This is a genomic window from Gilliamella apicola, assembly GCF_003202655.1.
Taxonomy (GTDB): domain Bacteria; phylum Pseudomonadota; class Gammaproteobacteria; order Enterobacterales; family Orbaceae; genus Gilliamella; species Gilliamella apicola_R.
In genome coordinates this window covers 1-15,399 of sequence record NZ_QGLR01000016.1, presented here as the reverse complement: position 1 = coordinate 15,399, position 15,399 = coordinate 1, and the positions used below count along the sequence as shown (strand labels likewise).

The 15,399-nt window shown below is 36.0% G+C and carries 16 protein-coding genes; 7 read left to right on the top strand and 9 right to left on the bottom strand.

Annotated elements, in window-relative coordinates:
* The first annotated feature begins 74 nt into the window (after nt 1–74).
* From rpiB to DKK70_RS14370, 3 genes are all read left to right on the top strand, one after another.
* Nucleotides 75–527 (top strand): ribose 5-phosphate isomerase B, encoded by a 453-nt coding sequence (rpiB, locus tag DKK70_RS14380; protein ID WP_110434614.1) that lies wholly within the window; start codon nt 75–77, stop codon nt 525–527.
* Nucleotides 520–1,173: a ribulose-phosphate 3-epimerase gene (rpe, locus tag DKK70_RS14375; RefSeq protein WP_110434613.1), complete on the top strand. Its 654-nt coding sequence runs from the start codon at nt 520–522 to the stop codon at nt 1,171–1,173. Before rpiB ends, rpe begins: the two co-directional genes overlap by 8 nt.
* Before the next feature lie 243 nt (nt 1,174–1,416).
* Nucleotides 1,417–3,006 (top strand): PTS transporter subunit EIIC, encoded by a 1,590-nt coding sequence (locus DKK70_RS14370; RefSeq protein WP_110434612.1) that lies wholly within the window; start codon nt 1,417–1,419, stop codon nt 3,004–3,006.
* Between the two features lie 131 nt (nt 3,007–3,137).
* On the opposite strand, the gene folP is transcribed toward DKK70_RS14370, so the two are convergent.
* The 3 genes from folP to rlmE form a co-directional block, all read right to left on the bottom strand.
* Nucleotides 3,138–3,974: a dihydropteroate synthase gene (folP, locus tag DKK70_RS14365; protein WP_110434611.1), complete on the bottom strand. Its 837-nt coding sequence runs from the start codon at nt 3,972–3,974 to the stop codon at nt 3,138–3,140.
* A gap of 150 nt (nt 3,975–4,124) precedes the next feature.
* The gene (ftsH, locus tag DKK70_RS14360) at nt 4,125–6,005 is read right to left on the bottom strand and encodes an ATP-dependent zinc metalloprotease FtsH (RefSeq protein ID WP_110434610.1); all 1,881 of its coding nucleotides are present in this window, start codon (nt 6,003–6,005) and stop codon (nt 4,125–4,127) included.
* Between the two features lie 75 nt (nt 6,006–6,080).
* Nucleotides 6,081–6,707 carry a 23S rRNA (uridine(2552)-2'-O)-methyltransferase RlmE gene (gene rlmE / locus DKK70_RS14355; RefSeq protein WP_110424375.1) on the bottom strand — a complete coding sequence of 209 codons (627 nt, stop codon included), beginning with the start codon at nt 6,705–6,707 and terminating at the stop codon, nt 6,081–6,083.
* A 98-nt stretch (nt 6,708–6,805) separates the two neighbouring features.
* On the opposite strand from rlmE, the gene yhbY reads away from it, so the two are divergent.
* A complete protein-coding gene (yhbY, locus tag DKK70_RS14350; RefSeq protein WP_110424374.1) occupies nt 6,806–7,099 on the top strand; it encodes a ribosome assembly RNA-binding protein YhbY in 294 nt (97 codons plus the stop codon).
* Between the two features lie 36 nt (nt 7,100–7,135).
* Here the strand turns inward: yhbY and greA are convergent, their stop codons facing one another.
* Nucleotides 7,136–7,612: a transcription elongation factor GreA gene (greA, locus tag DKK70_RS14345; RefSeq protein ID WP_110424373.1), complete on the bottom strand. Its 477-nt coding sequence runs from the start codon at nt 7,610–7,612 to the stop codon at nt 7,136–7,138.
* A gap of 974 nt (nt 7,613–8,586) precedes the next feature.
* Between greA and hslR the strand changes: the two genes are divergently transcribed.
* Nucleotides 8,587–8,979: a ribosome-associated heat shock protein Hsp15 gene (gene hslR / locus DKK70_RS14340; protein ID WP_110434609.1), complete on the top strand. Its 393-nt coding sequence runs from the start codon at nt 8,587–8,589 to the stop codon at nt 8,977–8,979.
* The gene (gene hslO, locus DKK70_RS14335) at nt 8,957–9,844 is read left to right on the top strand and encodes an Hsp33 family molecular chaperone HslO (protein WP_110434608.1); all 888 of its coding nucleotides are present in this window, start codon (nt 8,957–8,959) and stop codon (nt 9,842–9,844) included. The genes hslR and hslO overlap by 23 nt, the downstream gene beginning before the upstream one ends.
* 210 nt (nt 9,845–10,054) lie before the next feature.
* Here the strand turns inward: hslO and tsaA are convergent, their stop codons facing one another.
* From tsaA to metN, 4 genes are all read right to left on the bottom strand, one after another.
* On the bottom strand, nt 10,055–10,768 hold the full coding sequence (gene tsaA / locus DKK70_RS14330) for a tRNA (N6-threonylcarbamoyladenosine(37)-N6)-methyltransferase TrmO (protein ID WP_110434607.1): 714 nt from the start codon (nt 10,766–10,768) through the stop codon (nt 10,055–10,057).
* An 82-nt stretch (nt 10,769–10,850) separates the two neighbouring features.
* Complete coding sequence (gene metQ, locus DKK70_RS14325; RefSeq protein WP_034884566.1) at nt 10,851–11,750, bottom strand: methionine ABC transporter substrate-binding lipoprotein MetQ; 900 nt, start codon at nt 11,748–11,750, stop codon at nt 10,851–10,853.
* A 15-nt stretch (nt 11,751–11,765) separates the two neighbouring features.
* Nucleotides 11,766–12,407, bottom strand: a complete 642-nt coding sequence (locus DKK70_RS14320; RefSeq protein ID WP_110424390.1) for a methionine ABC transporter permease — start codon at nt 12,405–12,407, stop codon at nt 11,766–11,768.
* A 112-nt stretch (nt 12,408–12,519) separates the two neighbouring features.
* Nucleotides 12,520–13,551, bottom strand: a complete 1,032-nt coding sequence (gene metN / locus DKK70_RS14315; RefSeq protein ID WP_110424368.1) for a methionine ABC transporter ATP-binding protein MetN — start codon at nt 13,549–13,551, stop codon at nt 12,520–12,522.
* A 116-nt stretch (nt 13,552–13,667) separates the two neighbouring features.
* On the opposite strand from metN, the gene gmhB reads away from it, so the two are divergent.
* Nucleotides 13,668–14,204 (top strand): D-glycero-beta-D-manno-heptose 1,7-bisphosphate 7-phosphatase, encoded by a 537-nt coding sequence (gene gmhB / locus DKK70_RS14310; protein WP_034884786.1) that lies wholly within the window; start codon nt 13,668–13,670, stop codon nt 14,202–14,204.
* Between the two features lie 579 nt (nt 14,205–14,783).
* Here the strand turns inward: gmhB and DKK70_RS17730 are convergent.
* Nucleotides 14,784–14,957, bottom strand: a complete 174-nt coding sequence (locus tag DKK70_RS17730) for a DUF4184 family protein (RefSeq protein ID WP_375335000.1) — start codon at nt 14,955–14,957, stop codon at nt 14,784–14,786.
* Between the last annotated feature and the right edge of the window lie 442 nt (nt 14,958–15,399).

Here is a 15,399-nt window from a genome sequence, read left to right as displayed (position 1 = left end):
AAAAAATAAATTAACGTTAATATCATAAAAAGTGAAGTAAATCGCCTTATTTTTAGTCAGCAGAGAGGAAATATATGAAAATTGCGATTGGTTATGATCATGTAGGATATATTTTGAAGAAAGATATCATTGAATATTTGGAAAATAAAAATATTACCGTGATTGATCTTGGTGCACCATCAACAGAAAGAACCGATTATCCGATTTATGCTAACCGAGTGGCAAAAGCCATTAATTCCAAGGAGGCTGATTTAGGCATCTTAATATGTGGAACCGGTATTGGTATTTCGATTGCGGCCAATAAATGCCAAGGAATAAGAGCCGTTGTTTGTAGTGACCCCTATTCGGCAAAATTATCTCGTGAACATAATAATACCAATATTCTTGCTTTTGGTTCTCGTGTGGTAGGTAGTGAATTAGCTAAAATGATTGTTGATCAGTGGTTAATGGCAAAATTCGAAGGTGGACGTCATCAAACTAGAATAGATCAAATCGATGCTATACAAAAAGGAGAGTTTCATGAGTAAATTTTGTCCTTCGCTTATGTGCGTTGACTTTTCTAAGTTGGAGGCCGAACTAAACTCATTAGAGGAGGCTGGCGTCGATATGTTTCACATTGATGTGATGGATGGTAATTTTGTGCCTAATTTCGCATTAGGTATAGAAGATATTAAAGCGGTAAGCAAATTAAGCAAAATTCCTTACGATGTGCATTTGATGGTAACCAATCCAACACCATACATTGAAAAATTTGCCCAACTTGGCTGTGATATTATTTATGTGCACGTGGAAACGTTAGTGCATGTACATCGCACACTAAATCAAATTAAATCAACAGGTAAAAAGGTTGGTGTTGCCATTAATCCCGGTACGCCATTAGTAGTATTAGAAGATGTTTTAGATCTCATTGATGTTGTTTTGATAATGTCAGTTAATCCAGGATTTGCTGGACAACCTTTTATCACTAATTCTATTGATAGAATTAAGCGCTTAAATTCTATGATTAAAGATAGAAATCTAAATACGACTATCGCTATTGATGGCGCGATAAGCCCTAATATCATCGAACAATTATCCCCTTACGTTGAATATTTCATACTTGGAACTGCTGGATTGTTTAATAAAGATAAACCTTATAAGCAGACCATCAATGAGTTACGAAACCTATCCTAGTTTATAAGGCCTTTATTGCGATAATGTGATAAAGGTCTTAATTCACAAAATATTTCAAACAAGATAATTTATAATTCATTTTTCACCATATAACCCGGTAATAGAGCGTTAAAAATTAATTTTTTATTAAAATTATGTGAACTAGATCTCTTTAATTTAAATCACTTTACATATAAAATTAATTTTGTGAATTATTTAAGTTGTTCACGTTGTCTTTTAATAAAAAAAATAGGATTAACTACAATGAAAAGTACTTTTTTTAGTGTATTGCAACGGGTTGGACGATCTTTTATGTTACCCATTGCTCTCCTTCCTGTGGCTGGATTAATGTTGGGCATAGGAGCTTCATTTACTAATGAAACAACTATTGTCTCTTATGGGTTACAGGGCTTTTTAGGTGAAGGAACCCTGCTTCATGCATTTTTAACCATAATGAAAAATGCTGGTAGTGTTGTATTTTCTAATCTTCCTATTTTGTTCGCTATTGGCGTTGCGATGGGAATGGCCAAACAAGAAAAAGAAGTTGCTGCAATATCTGGTGCTGTTGGCTTCTTTATTATGCATTCAACTATTCATGCACTATTAGAGTTAAAAGGACTGTTGAAAGAAGGTGCACTGCCAGACGGATCTTTAGGTGATGCGGTTGGCATTCAGACGCTGCAAATGGGCGTTTTTGGTGGGGTTATAGTCGGGTTAGGCGTAGCAGCTTTACATAACCGTTATTATCGAATTGAATTACCAGCTATATTATCGTTCTTTGGTGGATCTCGTTTTGTGCCTATTATTACCGCGTTCGTCTATTTATTTGTCGGTATTGTCATGTTTTATATTTGGCCATCAATCCAACATGGAATTTTATTATTAGGCCGCTTAGTTAATGAATCAGGTTATGCCGGTACCTTTATTTATGGATTTATTGAACGTGCTTTAATTCCATTTGGTTTGCATCATGTATTTTATATGCCATTCTGGCAAACTGGGGTTGGTGGTACAGCAATGATTGATGGCACCCTTGTTGCTGGTGCGCAAAATATTTTCTTTGCTCAACTCGCTAGTCCAAATACTACCGAATTTTCAGTTGAAGCAACTCGCTTTATGGCTGGTAAGTTTCCATTTTATTTATTTGGTATTCCGGGTGCAGCATTAGCTATTTACCATACCGCTAAACCACAAAATCGTAAAATGGTGTTAGGCCTTCTTGTTTCAGCAACCTTAACCGCTATTTTGACAGGGATCACTGAACCTATTGAGTTTTCTTTCCTCTTTGCGGGTCCTTTACTTTATGTTATTCATTGTATTTATGCTGGTTTATCTTTCATGTTGTGTCACATTTTTGATGTTGGCGTGGGACAAACCTTCTCTGGTAGTTTAATTGATTTCGTATTATTTGGTGTTTTACAAGGAAATAGTAAAACGCATTGGATTAATGTTATTCTCATTGGTCTTCCATTATTCCCAATCTATTACTTCACCTTTAGATTCTTGATCAAAAAATTCAATTTTAAAACTCCTGGTCGAGAAGATGATAGTGAAGAAACCAAATTATATACTAGAAAAGATGTTGAAAATGCCAAGAAAAATAAAAATAACAGCGATCTCTCAAGTGTTATCTTAGAAGGATTAGGCGGTAAAGAAAACATTACTTATGTTGATTGTTGCGCAACAAGATTAAGAATTTCGGTACATGATAATCAATTGGTGGATAAAGAAATCTTAAAATCAACCGGAGCAAAAGGCGTAATTATTAATGGACAAGGTGTTCAAGTGATTTATGGTCCTCATGTAACTGTAATTAAATCACACTTAGAGGAGTATATTGCAACATTAGAATAATAAAACTATTTTTAAACCTAATTTCTTCTGAGTAGTTGAATCAATCAAATATTTAGCCGTTTTTAGATAATCTTTAACGGCTAACTTATTGATTTAATGATAGTAAAAAATCGCGTTAATCCCGCCAAAAATTAACCTTGCTCTGCTAATGTTGCTTGGACTATTCGCATGGCATCAAACGTTTCTTTGACATCATGAACACGGATAATTTGTGCACCTTTAATTGCAGCAATAACCGCACAAGAGACGCTACCAAGGACACGCTCTTTTGGGGGTACATTTAGCACTTGTCCGACCATCGATTTTCTTGACATGCCAACCAAAATAGGCAAATTGAAGTGATGAAATTTTTCCAGTGTAGCCAATAGACGATAGTTGTGGGCTAAAGTCTTACCAAAGCCAAAACCTGGGTCAAGGATGATTTTTTCACGAGCAATACCGGCTGCCACACATCGTTGGATATGTTCAGCAAAAAATGAATCGACTTCTTGATAGATATCTTGCTGATAGTGGGGAGCATTTTGCATGGTTTTTGGATCACCTTGCATATGCATAATACATACCGGTAATTCAGTTTGTTGTGCTGCTTCTAATGCACCCGGTAAAGTTAATGCACGGATATCATTAATCAAATGTGCTCCGGCTTTGGCTGATTCAGTGATAACTTCCGGTTTTGACGTATCAACTGAAATCCAGACATCAAAGTAGCGAGCAATTTTTTCGACTAACGGAATTACTCGGTCAAGCTCTTCGCTAGTTGATACTTCTGCAGCGCCGGGGCGAGTTGATTCCCCACCTACATCAATAAAGGTTGCCCCGGCTTGAATCATATGATCAACCCGGCGCATTGCATCATCAAGATTGTTGTAATTACCGCCGTCTGAAAAAGAATCTGGGGTCATATTAACAATTCCCATTACTTGCGGAAATGAGAGATCCATTACGTAATTTTGAAAACGAATTTCCATGATTTTAGGCCTTATTTTATCTATATTGTTCTTGCTAAGTACGCTATTGAGATGATGACGTATTGCCGTTGCTGTTTGATCTTCTTTTGTAAATTAATTGATTTTTGATGATAAAAAACGCGCCGTAGCGCGTTTAAGATTTAGTCATCATTAATCTTCTGCTTGAGGTGGTATCTCAGTTCCCTCATTTGGAATCTCTTTGGCTGCTTGTTCATCACTTTCTGTCCAATCATCTGGTGCGCTAATTGGTCTACGAGCAATTAAATCAGCAACTTGTTTGGCGCCGATGGTTTCGTATTTCATTAATGCATCTTTCATGGCATGAAGTACGTCCATATTGTCAGTTAAGATTTTGCGTGCACGTTCAAAGTTACGATCGATAATTTTTTTCACTTCTTCATCAATGATTCGGGCAGTTTCATCAGAAATATCTTTCGGTCGACCATAAGAGGCATTATCATCCATCTCATAAAATAGTGGACCTAAACGATCTGAAAAGCCCCATTGCGTGACCATCGCTCTGGCATATTGGGTGGCTACTTTGATATCGTTGGATGCGCCAGTCGATATTTTATCAACACCATAAATAAGCTCTTCGGCAAGACGTCCACCATATAGTGTGGCAATATCCCCTTCTAATTTTTCACGGCTTTCACTAACACGATCACCCTCAGGTAAGAAGAAGGTAACCCCTAATGCTCGGCCACGTGGGATGATAGTGACTTTATGGATTGGATCGTGATCTGGCATCAAATAACCAACAATTGCATGCCCAGCTTCATGATAAGCAGTTGAAATAAGTTGTTCTTGAGTCATGGTTAGCGAACGTCGTTCTGTTCCCATGTTGATCTTATCTTTGGCTTCTTCAAATTCGTCCATTGTGACAACACGCTTATTACGACGTGCGGCAAATAGTGCGGCTTCATTTACTAAGTTTGCCAGCTCAGCACCAGAATAGCCCGGTGTACCACGAGCAAGAACGGATAGGTTGACATCAGTACCAAGTGGCACTTTGCGCACATGAACAGCTAAGATTTGTTCACGGCCTTTCATATCAGGTAAGCCAATTTGAACTTGACGGTCAAAACGACCAGGGCGAAGTAGGGCTGGATCTAAGATATCCACACGGTTGGTTGCGGCAATAATGATGATACCACTATTAGCTTCAAAACCATCCATTTCCACTAACATTTGGTTAAGAGTTTGTTCTCGTTCGTCATGACCACCCATTGAGCCTGCCCCACGTTTACGGCCAACGGCATCAATCTCGTCAATAAAGATGATACATGGTGAATGTTTACGAGCTTGTTCGAATAGGTCACGGACACGAGAGGCACCCACACCAACAAACATTTCAACAAAGTCAGAACCTGAAATGCTAAAGAAAGGTACATTCGCTTCACCGGCAATAGCTTTAGCTAGTAATGTTTTACCGGTACCTGGAGGCCCTACCATTAAAATTCCTTTTGGAATACGACCACCTAATTTTTGGTATTTACCTGGATCACGTAAAAAATCGACAACTTCGGTAACTTCTTGTTTCGCTTCTTCACTGCCGGCTACATCGGTAAATTTAGTCTTAACTTGGTCTGGGGTTAGCATTTTGGCTTTACTTTTGCCCACTGACATTGGACCACCTTTACCACCACCTTGCATTTGGCGCATGACAAAGAACCAAAAACCAAGTAGTAAGATAATCGGGAACCAAGAAATTAGAATGCTAACTAATAAGCTTGGTTTTTCATCTGGGCTACCATATACAGCTATATCATTAAGCACCAAATTATCAACTAGCTTTTCATCCAGATAAGGTATGTAAGTAACATAATTACCATTACCTTTCGTTGTGGCAACAATTTCGCGGCCGTTAATATGCACTTCTTTAAGCTTACCGCTCGTTACATCCGAATTAAATTTGGTGTAATCGACTTGAGGTCCGCTATTGGATAGCGTGCTGAATTGGTTAAATACAGCAATCAATACAACCGCGATAACACCCCAGATCAGTAAATTCTTTACCATGTCGTTCAAAAGAAAAACCTCTCATAAAATTAATAGTTACGACTAAAATTAACCAAGTATGGTACTACAAAATTGTCCGGCTGGCTACTTCATCCCCATTGCGACTATATATACTTCTCGAGACCTTGCTCGTGAAGCTTCAGGCTTGCGAATTTTGACCGTTTTAAACAGTGATCTTACTGTTTTTAGATACTCTTCAAAGCCTTCGCCTTGAAATACTTTGACGATAAAACTCCCATTAGGTGCAAGAACGTCTTTACACATATCCAATGCAAGTTCAACTAAATACATTGCTCTTGGTATGTCAACGGCAGGTTGCCCACTCATATTGGGAGCCATGTCAGACATGACGACTTGTACTTTTTCTTCGCCAACGCGTTCAAGTAAGGCATTTAATACGGCTTCATCCCGAAAATCACCTTGCAAGAAATCTACGCCAACAATGGGATCCATTGGTAATAGGTCACAAGCAATAATTCGTCCTTTATTGCCAATGAGTGATGCAACATATTGTGACCATCCGCCCGGTGCTGCCCCGAGATCGACGACAGTAATTCCCGGTTTGAATAGTTTGTCACTTTTTTGTATCTCTTCTAATTTAAACCATGCTCGAGAACGTAGGCCTTTTTTCTGTGCCTGTTGCACAAAACGATCTTTAAAATGTTCATTTAGCCAACGAGTAGAGCTTGCTGAGCGTTTTTTGTTACTCACAGCGAATAAATCCTTAGTGTATTGAGGTCACTTCAATTGATTACAATTATATATAAGGGTAGAATAGCAAAATTACAACTTAATGTGATAAAAAATTAATGAATTTATCAAATAAACAAAAACAGTATTTAAAAAGTGAAGCTCATCATTTAAAACCGATAGTGATGATTGGGGCTAATGGATTTACCGAAGGCGTTTTAGCTGAAATTGAAAATGCCTTAAATTTCCATGAATTAATTAAAGTTAAAATATCTGCTGAAGATCGCGAGACCAAAAAGCTAATTTGTGAAGCTATCATTCGTGAAACAAAAGCGTTAGCCGTTCAACAAGTCGGATCTATTTTTACCATATTTAGACCGAGTGACGAGAAAAAAATTACTTTACCAAAATAAAACAGGGCAATTGCCCTGTTTTAGTCATGAGTTATATTAGATATATTCAACTTTAACAATATCAAATTCAACATCACCGCCTGGCGTTTTAATTTGCACGGTATCACCATCTTCCTTACCAATAAGTCCACGAGCGATAGGTGAATTAACCGAAATTAAATTTTGCTTATAATCCGCTTCATCATCACCAACAATGCGATAAGTTGTTTCTTCATCGGTATCGATATTGATTACGGTTACGGTTGCGCCAAAGATAATGCGTCCGGTATTTTTGACTTTAGTAATATCAATAATTTGCGCTTGAGATAATTTGCCTTCAATTTCTTGAATACGACCTTCACAAAAACCTTGTTGTTCTCTGGCTGCGTGGTATTCGGCGTTTTCTTTTAAATCGCCGTGAGCTCTAGCTTCAGCAATGGCGGCAGTAATTTGAGGTCTTTTGACATTTTTAAGTTCTTCAAGTTCTGCACGTAATAATTCGGCTCCCTTCACCGTCATTGGGATCTGTTTCATCTCGATTTTTTCCTATTTATATAGTCAATAAAAAAGAATAACACATGTTCACTCTAGTCAACGAATGAGGAATAATTTAGAGAGTTTGTTATTCTGATGTCACAATTAGTTTTGATTATATATTAACGTTAAAATTGGCTTAACAACAAATTATTTATATCAAAATGAAGAGTGCTTTTATTCAAAATCAGGGGGTAATAACAATTCACACCCATCATCTATCACTATATCGCTTATTTATGAAGCGACTAACATCTTGTTTAATCTTGTCCATTTCGATTTTTTGGTTGTTAACTGCTATCAGCTATTTTGCTTTACAAATCAGTTAGGCTATCAAAATAGTAAGTCGTAATTATCAAAACTAAGTTGTATTTTATTTCAATTGGCAAAATAAATCATCCGTTGGTTAATTTGATGTGTTATGAATTGGTAATTGATGGCTAACCACTGATAAACAAATCGTGATTAATGCAGCTCAATTGATTATTGGCTTTGATAGTTAAATTTATGCTAGCTTCATCAAGTTAATCAAATTACTATCGTGGATGATTAACTTAATAGCAGTCAATTCTCCACTCTGTTTTTTGGTCTATGAATAGCATTTTTATAACTCACTAATTAAATTTCATTTAATGACAGGCCGAATTGCCCATGACTAGTAGAAAAGCGTGACACCATTAAACTATTTGGGTTATCAAGCAGACAATTATCGCCAATTGCTGCCATTTTATGCCAAAGATGGTTTAATTGAATCTTGAAAAACAACTTAATGCGTTAATCAATGCAAAATTAATCTAATTTTTTTCCAATCGGTAAATTGTCACACTGATTTACATGTTAAAATTGTACCATTTAGGTTATTAAGAACTTTGTTGACTAATGACGATGATTAATCTATTCATTCATTACATTGATTTTAATAAATCTATCCTTATATCAGTTATAGAATGTATTAAGTTTTAAATGAGGAAACGATGTATCTAGTAAGATTAGATAAATGGTTATGGGCTGCAAGGTTTTATAAAACGCGTTCTATTGCTCGCGATATGATTGATGGTGGGAAAGTCCATTATAATGGTCAACGAGCAAAGCCAAGCAAGATTGTTGAAGTTGGCGCAATGATAACACTGCGACAAGGCAATGAACAAAAGACAATTCGCGTTTTAGCCATTAGTGATCAGCGTCGAACGGCAAGAGAAGCGGAATACCTTTATCAAGAGACCCTAGAAAGTATCACCAAGCGTGAAAATATTGCTCAGGCACGAAAACTTAATGCACTAACCATGCCGCATCCGGATCGACGTCCTGATAAAAAAGAGCGGCGTACACTAATTAAATTTAAATATGATAGACAACAAGGCAATTAATATGGATACCTTAAATCGGTTTTTATTTGATAATCATCCCGTTCGCGGAGAAATTACCCGACTTGAAAAAACATACCAATCTATTTTAGAAAACCATAATTATCCTATTGCGGTTCAGAACTTATTAGGTGAATTATTAGTCGCAACTAGCTTATTAACCGCGACGTTGAAATTTGATGGTGATATTGCTGTACAGTTACAAGGCGATGGTCCATTGACGTTAGCGGTTGTCAATGGTAATAACCAACAAGAATTACGTGGAGTCGCGCGTGTAAATGGTGAAATTGCCGATGATGCCACACTTAAACAGATGGTTGGCAACGGTTATATTGTTATTACCATAACACCTAAAAAAGGCGAGCGTTATCAAGGTATTGTTGGTCTTGAAAAAGAGACTTTAATTGGTTGTATAGAAAATTACTTTATGCAATCTGAACAACTGCCAACCCGTTTATTTGTCAAAACAGGGGTTCATAATAACAAACCTATGGCAGCAGGTATTTTATTACAAGTATTACCGGCAAATGAGAATATTCAAGCCTCATTTGAGCACTTAAGTGCTTTAACCGAAACTATCACCGGCGATGAGTTATTTCAACTCCCTACGGATGAAATTTTGTATCGTCTTTATAATCAAGAAGAAGTTCGTCTGTTTGAAACGCATCAAATTATCTTTAAATGTGGCTGTTCACGACAACGTTGTGAAGATAGTTTAATGACGTTACCGGCCAGCGAAATTGATGAGATCTTAAATGAAGAGGGTGGCAAGATCGATATTCATTGTGATTATTGTGGCAAACATTATCTGTTTGATGCGATAGATATTGCACAATTGCGAAATAAGAGACATCTTAATTATCATTGAGCTAAATAAAAATGCCACTAAAACTATTAAAACTTTAGTGGCTAAGTGAAATATAGGGAATTAAACCCACATCCAATTTAACAGAATCATAACTTTTTACCAACTAAAATTATCGGTTTCGCGTAGCTATTTTGTAAATTTTCTTTACAAATAAAAAATCTAATGAAAAAACAGATTATTGTCAAATTTTATTATTTAAATAAATAAATTTTAGCGACTAACAATTTGTATCTCTTCAATGCTAGCTAAGCAACCGGCTACCTTCCATTTAATATTAAAATCATATAATGAGATAGCATAGGTTTGTTCATGGCTATTTTTTTGTTTATAGGCTGGCCTAGGATCTTGAGATATGACTTGTTCAATAAGTTCGGTTAGTTGTGGATAGTCTTGTTGTTGGGATTGCAAAAATAAGCTAGCTTCGGTTGAGAATGAAACCTTAAGCTTCTGTTCAGGAATCATTTGCGCGTAGCCCGCTTTTGCATCAGGAAGGCTGTCACAATAAGGTAAGTAGGGTTTTATATCAATTATTGGGGTGCCATCTACCAGATCTAATCCGCTTACGGTCAAAATCACCTGATTTTTTTTAATAACGATATCAAGCAATTCGACAACTGAAAGACCAATATTATTAGGTCTAAATGGGGATCTTGTCGCAAATACGCCTAAACTTTTATTTCCACCTAAACGTGGCGGACGTACCGTTAATCGCTTTTTGCTGGGGTCAATATGATGGAAATGAAACAGAAGCCATAAGTGAGAAAACTGTTCTAACCCTTTGACACTAAGTGGATCGTTATAGGGTGCAAGTAAATGTAATTCACCTTGGGCAGCCTTGACCAAATTGGCTTGTCGTGGCACAGCAAATTTTTCTCGGTAAGGTGAGCGGATGACAGCAATTGGTTCAAATTGATATGTCATTATTGATTCATTAGTTAATTATTTTAAGGGTTTCCGTCGACCAGTGTCGACGGAATGGGGTAAATTTTAGTTTGTTAGTATTGTATTACCAACCACGAATGGCGCCACCATTGAAAATTTGGTCAGCTTTTTGTGCTACGGCATCAGTTTGGTAAGCTTTAACAAAGTTTTTCACGTTTTCATTATCTTTATCAGCTTCACGCGATACGATGATGTTAACATATGGAGACTCTTTATCTTCAACAAAAACACCGTCTTTACTTGGTGTTAAATTTGCTTGTCCAGCAAATGCATTATTAATAATAGCAAGATCGATTTGTGCATCATCAAGTGAACGAGGAAGCATTGGCGCTTCAAGTTCTACAATTTTATACTCATATGGGTTGCTAGTAATATCAAGTACAGTTGGTAATAAGCCTTTTTCTTTATCAACAGTAATTAAACCTTCATGTTGTAATAAAAGTAATGCTCGACCTAAATTGGTAGGATCATTAGGGATAGCAATTGTTGATTTGGCAGGAATAAAGAATGTTTCGCCACGAGGTGAAGTCACTTTTACCCCTTCGCCTGTTTCACTGCTTTCATCAATTGGTTTTAACTTGTGTGAATAACTGGCAATCGGATAAACAAATGAGTTACCAACAACAGATAATTTATAGCCTCTTTCTTTGATTTGTTCATCTAGATAAGGTTTATGTTGAAAAGCGTTGACATCAATTAATCCATCATTTAATGCTTGGTTTGGCGTAACATAATCATTAAAAATGACAAGTTCAACATCAAGATTATAGAGATCTTTAGCTTGTTGTTTAACAACCTCTGCCACTTCTTGTTCTGGACCTGAAATTACACCAACTTTAAGCGTAGTTACTTTCGCGGGTTCTTCAGGTTTATTCTCAGCTACAGTCGTTTTGTTATTATCACAACCAGTTAGGAAAAATGCACTTGCCAATGTAGTGATCAGTGCCAATTTTTTTATAGACATAAATTTTCTCCAAAATTAATGATGGGTAACGCGTTTAACAATATTATTGCCAATAAATTGTATTATAAAGACAATCATAATTAAGATAATCAAAACGGTATTCATTATAGCAGGTTTATAACCGTTATAACCATATTGAATAGCAAGTTGACCTAATCCTCCAGCTCCGACAGCTCCGGCCATAGCAATATAGCCTGTTAATGTAATGAGTGTAATGGTCATACTATTTACAATCACCGGTAATGCTTCAGGCAATAAAACTTTATAGACTATTTGTAATGGTGTTGCGCCCATAGAACGAGAGGCTTCAATTAATCCTTTGGGTACATCAAGTAAAGCATTTTCAATCATTCGAGCAATCAATGGCGAAACACCTATACTTAGTGGAACAATAGCCGCTTGTTTACCTATAAATGTTCCCATTAAAATTGTTGTAAAAGGAATAATCCATACAATTAATATAATAAAAGGTATAGAACGGAAAACATTGGTTATAAATGAAATAAGACTATTTGCTATATAAGAATCTAATATTTGCCCTTTTCGGGTAGTATAAAGCAATATACCGATGGGTAATCCGATTACAGTACCCCAAAAACCAGATAAGATGACCATATATATAGTTTCATCCGTCGCTTGAGCCATTTTAAATAGCATTGCTTCGTTAAAGCCATTAAATGAAGAACAAAAAGCAACAAAATCTGCCCAGAAGCCATGTTGAGCTAAATAGCGAAATAGTGATTCAAATGGTTTAAATGAAGGAATAAAATCAAACATAGCCTAAAACCTCAACTTTGGTATTATTATTTTCTAAAAACGCAATTGCAGCTGCTGTACTTTTCTGTGTTCCTTTCATTTCTGTTAACATTAAACCAAACTTAACACCACCGGCATAATCCATCTGAGCACTAATAATATTACTATCAACTTGGAATTCTTTTGCTATTTGCGACAATAAAGGTAAATCAACCGATACGCCGGAAAATTCCAAACGAACCAGTGGATTGAGGCCTTCTTTATGTTCGGGGGTAAGTCTTACCAAATAGTCATCAGGAATAGTAAGGTGTAAGGTTGATTGAATAAATTGTCTTGCAATATCGGTTTTTGCATGTGAAAACATTTCACCGACTGAAGATTGCTCAACTAATTCGCCGTTACTAATTACTGCCACTTGGTCACATATCTGTTTAACTACATCCATTTCATGCGTGATTAATAAAATGGTTAACCCCAATTTTTGATTGATATCTTTTAATAATGCCAAAATAGAGCGCGTTGTTTCCGGATCAAGTGCGCTGGTGGCTTCATCACATAATAATACTTTCGGATCACTGGCTAACGCTCTGGCAATGGCAACACGCTGTTTTTGTCCGCCAGATAAATTAGCTGGGTAGACATCAGCCTTATCACTTAAACCAACCAGCTCAATAAGCGCTTTTACCTTTTGTTTAATTACCGCTTTAGGGGTTTTATTTAATTCAAGTGGAAAAGCGATGTTATCAAATACTGTTCTTGACGATAATAAATTAAAATGCTGAAAGATCATGCTGATCTTGCGACGCACTTCAATCAATTTTCGATTAGAGAGATGAGTGATCTCTTGGTTATCAAAAAATATTTTTCCACTGGTTGGATTTTCTAACAGGTTTACACAGCGTATTAATGTACTTTTACCAGCCCCTGACTTGCCGATAACACCATAAATTTTACCTTTAGGAACATATAATGAGATGTCCTTTAAAGCATGAATCGTGGTGTTATTGTGCTCAAAAGTTTTTGAGATGTGTTCGAGTTTTATCATGATATAAACTAAAAAATATGAATAGTTAAATATTAAGACGTCTAGACATCTAAGTCAATCAATAATATCCTATATAAAGTAAGATAGATACGCCTATAAAAGGAAGATAATTAAATATGAAACCAGCTATATTTTTAGATCGAGATGGTACCATTAATATAGATTATAATTATGTGCACACGATTGATAAGTTTCACTTTATTGATGGTGTTATTGAAGCGATGCAAGAGCTCAAAAAGATGGGTTTTTTACTTGTTATCACCACTAACCAATCAGGTATTGCCAGAAATATATTTACTGATGAACAATTCAATACGTTAACTGAATGGATGGATTGGTCACTACAAGACCGTGGTGTTGATTTAGATGGTATTTATTATTGTCCACATGATCCGTTAGTTGATGATTGTGAATGTCGTAAACCAAGTCCAGGCATGATCCAAACTGCCGCTAAAGAGCTAAATATAGATATTGCAAATTCCTATATGGTTGGTGACCGAGTTTCTGATTTATTATCCGGTAAACGAGCAGGGGTTAAAAAAACCGTATTAGTTAAAACCGGTGATGTAATAACCGAAGAAGCTTTAGCTCAGGCTGATTGGTTAATTGATAGTTTAGCGGATTTACCGCAAAAGATTAAAGCAGAAGCATAACAAAACAACAGCGTTTATTTTAAACGCTGTTGTTTTTTTGATTATAAGTGGCGTAAACATTAAACCTAAAAATGCTGCACTAATTAAAATGACAACTATGTTGTCTATTTGATTTAAGTAAAAACAGTATCCGAAAATGGCAAAATAGTGGCGGTAATAATTATTACAAAACGCCAGTATTGCACACTGATTTGATATTTTGGGGATAATTATCGGTAACCGTAAAATAAGTATCACTATAAAAGTCAGACTAATCAATGTGCTACTATGTTGTCCTACTATGTTGTCGTAGCTGATAGATTGGAATCAGCATTGAGCCTAATGAATATCATTTTTAGAAAACCAGACAGATTAACTAAATAACCCGATATCAGGGTAAATCCATCCCAATATATATAAGAAACAATACCGATAAAAGTGGATGTCAAAACCACTAATCAGTGTCGATAAAAGTATTGACGCCAATTAAAAACAATATAAGTAGCAAATCTTTTATAAAAGAAGTTTGGCAAATTGTTAATTAAGCGATCGCGAATAATGGAGTATAAGAGAAAAGCAATAAAGAGAGTTAATAGCAAATCAAAATAAAAGTATACCAATTATATGATGACTCACATCGCTTTCGACTGCCATTCTAATAAAATATTCAAAAATTGGGGACATGCTAGCAATAATGAAGACCGTCATTAAGAATAAATAGGGTTGTTTATAAAAAGGTAAGATTATAGTTGGACGTGCAAAAGTAAAAAGCATTGAGTAAATTTTGCTGAAATTACCCAATTTGGTCACTTTATATAGTAGAAAATATTACCAACAGATTAAATGCTCCAAAGCAAAAATTACTACAAAATGTCAATTTTAGGTTGTTTTTAGCTCATTCTGCGTAAAAAAAAGACAAACAGTAAGAAATATTGCAATAATCACTTGCACGTTTTTTTTAACGCCCTATAATGCGCATCCACTGACACGGCGTCAGCGATAAGCAGACAAAACCGATGTTAGTGAGCAAGGTCAAAAATTTTAAAAAAAGATCTTGACGAATGAAAAAGTGTAGCGTAGTATACGCAGCCCTTGAGACAGCAAACTAAAACAAGAAATTGTGAAGTTAATTAATAAGCTGTCAGCTCTTTAAAAAGAAGAAACAGACAATCTGTGTGGGCACTTACGAGACGAAAAATTAAAAGTCTACGGACTA

Bases quoted from the DNA above. Each gene is read 5' to 3' on its own strand.
- gmhB (WP_034884786.1), top strand. From the start codon at position 13,668: ATGAAACCAGCTATATTTTTAGATCGAGATGGTACCATTAATATAGAT.
- metN (WP_110424368.1), bottom strand. From the start codon at position 13,551: ATGATAAAACTCGAACACATCTCAAAAACTTTTGAGCACAATAACACC.
- metQ (WP_034884566.1), bottom strand. From the start codon at position 11,750: ATGTCTATAAAAAAATTGGCACTGATCACTACATTGGCAAGTGCATTT.
- DKK70_RS14370 (WP_110434612.1), top strand. From the start codon at position 1,417: ATGAAAAGTACTTTTTTTAGTGTATTGCAACGGGTTGGACGATCTTTT.
- greA (WP_110424373.1), bottom strand. From the start codon at position 7,612: ATGAAACAGATCCCAATGACGGTGAAGGGAGCCGAATTATTACGTGCA.
- rpe (WP_110434613.1), top strand. From the start codon at position 520: ATGAGTAAATTTTGTCCTTCGCTTATGTGCGTTGACTTTTCTAAGTTG.
- folP (WP_110434611.1), bottom strand. From the start codon at position 3,974: ATGGAAATTCGTTTTCAAAATTACGTAATGGATCTCTCATTTCCGCAA.
- yhbY (WP_110424374.1), top strand. From the start codon at position 6,806: ATGAATTTATCAAATAAACAAAAACAGTATTTAAAAAGTGAAGCTCAT.
- rpiB (WP_110434614.1), top strand. From the start codon at position 75: ATGAAAATTGCGATTGGTTATGATCATGTAGGATATATTTTGAAGAAA.
- DKK70_RS14320 (WP_110424390.1), bottom strand. From the start codon at position 12,407: ATGCTATTTAAAATGGCTCAAGCGACGGATGAAACTATATATATGGTC.
- hslR (WP_110434609.1), top strand. From the start codon at position 8,587: ATGTATCTAGTAAGATTAGATAAATGGTTATGGGCTGCAAGGTTTTAT.
- DKK70_RS17730 (WP_375335000.1), bottom strand. From the start codon at position 14,957: ATGCTTTTTACTTTTGCACGTCCAACTATAATCTTACCTTTTTATAAA.
- hslO (WP_110434608.1), top strand. From the start codon at position 8,957: ATGATAGACAACAAGGCAATTAATATGGATACCTTAAATCGGTTTTTA.